This window comes from Rhodococcus sp. P4_B6, assembly GCF_056402215.1.
On the sequence record NZ_JBFUHV010000365.1, the window covers coordinates 1 to 3,173 of the forward strand.

Here is a 3,173-nt window from a genome sequence, read left to right on the forward strand (position 1 = left end):
GCCACAGCACCCACGGAGTGTCCCCCGAATCCTTGTGCCGCAGAGTAACGATGTCGGAGGCGTTGGCAATCGCGCGCTGGTACCGGTCGTGGCGCTCCTGAATGTCGGAGAGCACCTCTACCTGGTCGTACGCGCGCTGCATCGTCTCGTAACTGTTGGACAGCTCCGAGAAGTGATCGAGTGCCTGCTTGGCCGTATCAAACGTGGAGGGCTGCTCGAAGACCAGCTTCTTGTATAGGTCATCAATCGTGGCTTCTTGCTGCCCGGCCTGGATGCGGGCTAAGAGGGCCAGCGCCTTATCGCTCTCGCCCTTCCTGCCGATGCTGAGGGTGCTCTGGGCGACGGTGAGGAACTTGGTGTAGGTGTCGTGCACCTTCGACCCAACGAAAGTGGTTTCCAGCTTCCGCTGGTAGCCCTGTTGCCCGAGACCCTCGACGAACAGGTCGTAGAGTCGCCCGACGTCGACGGTCCCGTCGATGGTGAGGCGCAGCGGGTTTCCCAGCTCGCCGTCGGAACTGATCGATGCTCGAACGAAGAAGAGCCTGGCGGCGGTGAAGCGTGCGCCGGTGTCGTGGCGGAAGGTGACTGCCACAACTGCCGCGGCGTTGCAGGGCAGGCCTCGGGCATCGATTCCCCGAAGCCGGCGGTCGGTGAGTTCGCCGCTGGTGTTTTGCACACTGTCGGTCTTACCGCGCACGTAGGAGACCACATTGCGCTGGTTGCCGCCCCGAGCACGTCCCTGGCCGGCGTTGGAGGCCCCGTTGAACGGAACGTTGCTGGGCATCATCAGCGCGGTGTAAGCGTCCATCAGGGTCGATTTCCCGACCCCGGACGGCCCGGAGATCATGGTCGATCCAGGTGAGAAGTCGATGCGGTGGTAGCCGTCGTAACCGCCCCAATTGAGCAGATGCATGGATTCGATCCGCCACTGCGGGCTGCCGGTGTCGGGGAACAAGGTGCCCGTCTCAGTCGAGGTCATCGTCTGATCCTTCGCCGGGGCTCAGGTCGACCGCGGCGATCTCTCCGTCGGTGTCCGTGGGCTCTACCGTGTCGTCGGCGTCCAGGGTGTCGAGGTAAGCGCTGAGCGCCTTTAGTTTGTCCAGCGATATCAGTGGCACGATCACCGGGGAGATGCGGTAGCGGTCCGCGCCGGTGTCGCGCGTCGAGACGAGAATGCCCGCGCTCTCGATGCGTTCGAATGCCTTCTCCGCATTCTCGCGTTGCTTCTTCTCGTCGTTGCGCTGGATCGACTTGTCTGCCTGCAACCGCTCTACCATCTCCGTCTTGGAGATGACCACGTTCGCGTTACCGTCCCGGCCCAGTTCGTTGGCATAGGTTTCCCGCAGATGCCGAAGCAGGATCGTTTCGGTCCAGGTGTAGGCACGGTTCTGTGTCGACATCAGCGTGGGGAACCGGGTGCCGGGGACCTGGACCTTGTAAGCGATCCCGGCGTCGGTGTCGCACACCAACGTCAGGAACAGGTCGTTGAGCCGCGATTCGACGTCATAACGGTGTTTGAGCAGCAACGTCCACAGCTTCGGATGCTGGTCCGCCGACAGGTAGTTACGTTTGAGAATTGCTGTCAGCACCGACCGGGCCTCATAGGTCAACGTGCCCTGGTCGCCGGTGAACAAGATGGTGTCCGACGGCCGGAACCGAAACTCGTCCGGTTCGTCGTCGGACTCGGCGGGCTCACTGTCGTCGACGGCCTGCGACAGCAGGTCATCCCACTCGTCCAAAGGGTCGGTATTCATTGCTGTGCTCGTTCCATGTTGGCGATCAATACGCTGCGGTCTTCATCGGTGTAGGTCAGCCGGGGTGCTTCGAAGACACGCTCCTCGATCCCCAACGGATGTACGGTGAGATACCTGTCGGTCATTCCGACTGTGTGGGAGCGACGGAGGGCCATCGTGTCGGCCGACGCCTCGAACAAGGCGAACAGGTCCACCAGCCTCCGGTCCTCTCGGGGCAAGGCATTGAAGACCTCGGCGACGGTGGCGCGTGGGGACGCCTTCAATCGGGTGATCAGGATGCCTCGCATCTTGTCCACGTCCGGCCCACCCATGCGCAGCAGCTCGCGCTGTTCTTCGGCCGACATGGGGATGGCCAGATGTGGACGGGCCGCCGGGGGTGCGGCGAAATCGGCAGGATCAGCAAGGTTTGTGCGCAATCGATCGAGCTCGATCGTGGCGGGTACGAAGGCGATCGGAACCCGGCTGCGCACCTTCGCCACGGCCTTTCGCTCTGAAAGCCGACGATCCAACTCCCGCAACAGAGTCCGCAGCTCTGTTGCTTGGATACGATCCGGGGCACTCAGATACGAGTAGATGGTCTGCACGATGTGCCGATGCGAGACCATCACCTGCTGCACCTCCCGGCTCAACTCCCTCGAGGTCCGCTTGAGCCGTCGTCGCTCTTCCGGCTTCAACCCCTGCGCAGCTTCGTGCGCCAGCACGATGTCCATGTCCGTCGCGAACGCCCGCATCATGCCGGTCTTCTGCAGCAACTCGACCGCGCCTACGAACGCCCGCCCACGGTCGTCATTATTGAGCAACGCATCCATGCGCTGCCGGTACAAATCCAACACTTCACCGGTAGAACGGTCGTCGTCACGGAACTCCTGGCGCAACTGTTCACGCATATCCGCGAACAGCTCGCCGACCTTACGAATGTCAGACGGCAAATTGTTGACTTCGGAGAGTATCTGGTCCAAGACCTCGATGACCTCACCCGTCCCGGCGAACTCCAAATCACCACCGGCGAGCAGACGGTCACGTTCCTCCGTCAGCTTCTCGATCTGGGTGCTCAAAATGCCGATCCGCCGCTCCCGATCTTCGCTGATCATCAGCGCGGTGTCCTGCACCTTTGTGATGAGGTCCTTGACTCGAGACTCGGACACCATCGCGTGGCGACCGGTCTCGCGGACGTACCGCAACGCGTCGAGCGCCTCATTGGTGATCTCATACGTGGTGGGCCCACTCGGCGTCGACCCGTCCTTGTAGCGCAGCCACCCGCGCGCTGCGCCCTCTACCCACGAATAGGCCAGGGCTCGACCCCGCTGTTGCGGTAGTTCAGTCCCGGGAACGGCGTCGCCGATCTGCTCCAGCAGGAAGTCCACCTGATCGTGCAGGTCGTCTTCGGCCACCACGCGCTGGTCGTCTTCGGAGAACACC

At 62.5% G+C, this 3,173-nt stretch carries 3 protein-coding genes; all 3 read right to left on the reverse strand.

Annotated features, from left to right (window positions below):
* The coding region (locus AC1DWT_RS50395) for an ATP-binding protein (protein WP_477926183.1) at window positions 1–955 on the reverse strand (955 nt) is incomplete at its 3' end.
* 10 nt (window positions 956–965) lie between these two features.
* A complete protein-coding gene (locus AC1DWT_RS50400; protein ID WP_095870086.1) occupies window positions 966–1,754 on the reverse strand; it encodes a DUF4194 domain-containing protein in 789 nt (262 codons plus the stop codon).
* Window positions 1,751–3,173 (reverse strand): DUF3375 family protein (locus AC1DWT_RS50405; protein ID WP_477926184.1); only part of this gene is annotated, 1,423 nt, incomplete at its 5' end. The genes AC1DWT_RS50400 and AC1DWT_RS50405, both read right to left, overlap by 4 nt.

Bases quoted from the DNA above. Each gene is read 5' to 3' on its own strand.
- AC1DWT_RS50400 (WP_095870086.1), bottom strand. From the start codon at position 1,754: ATGAATACCGACCCTTTGGACGAGTGGGATGACCTGCTGTCGCAGGCC.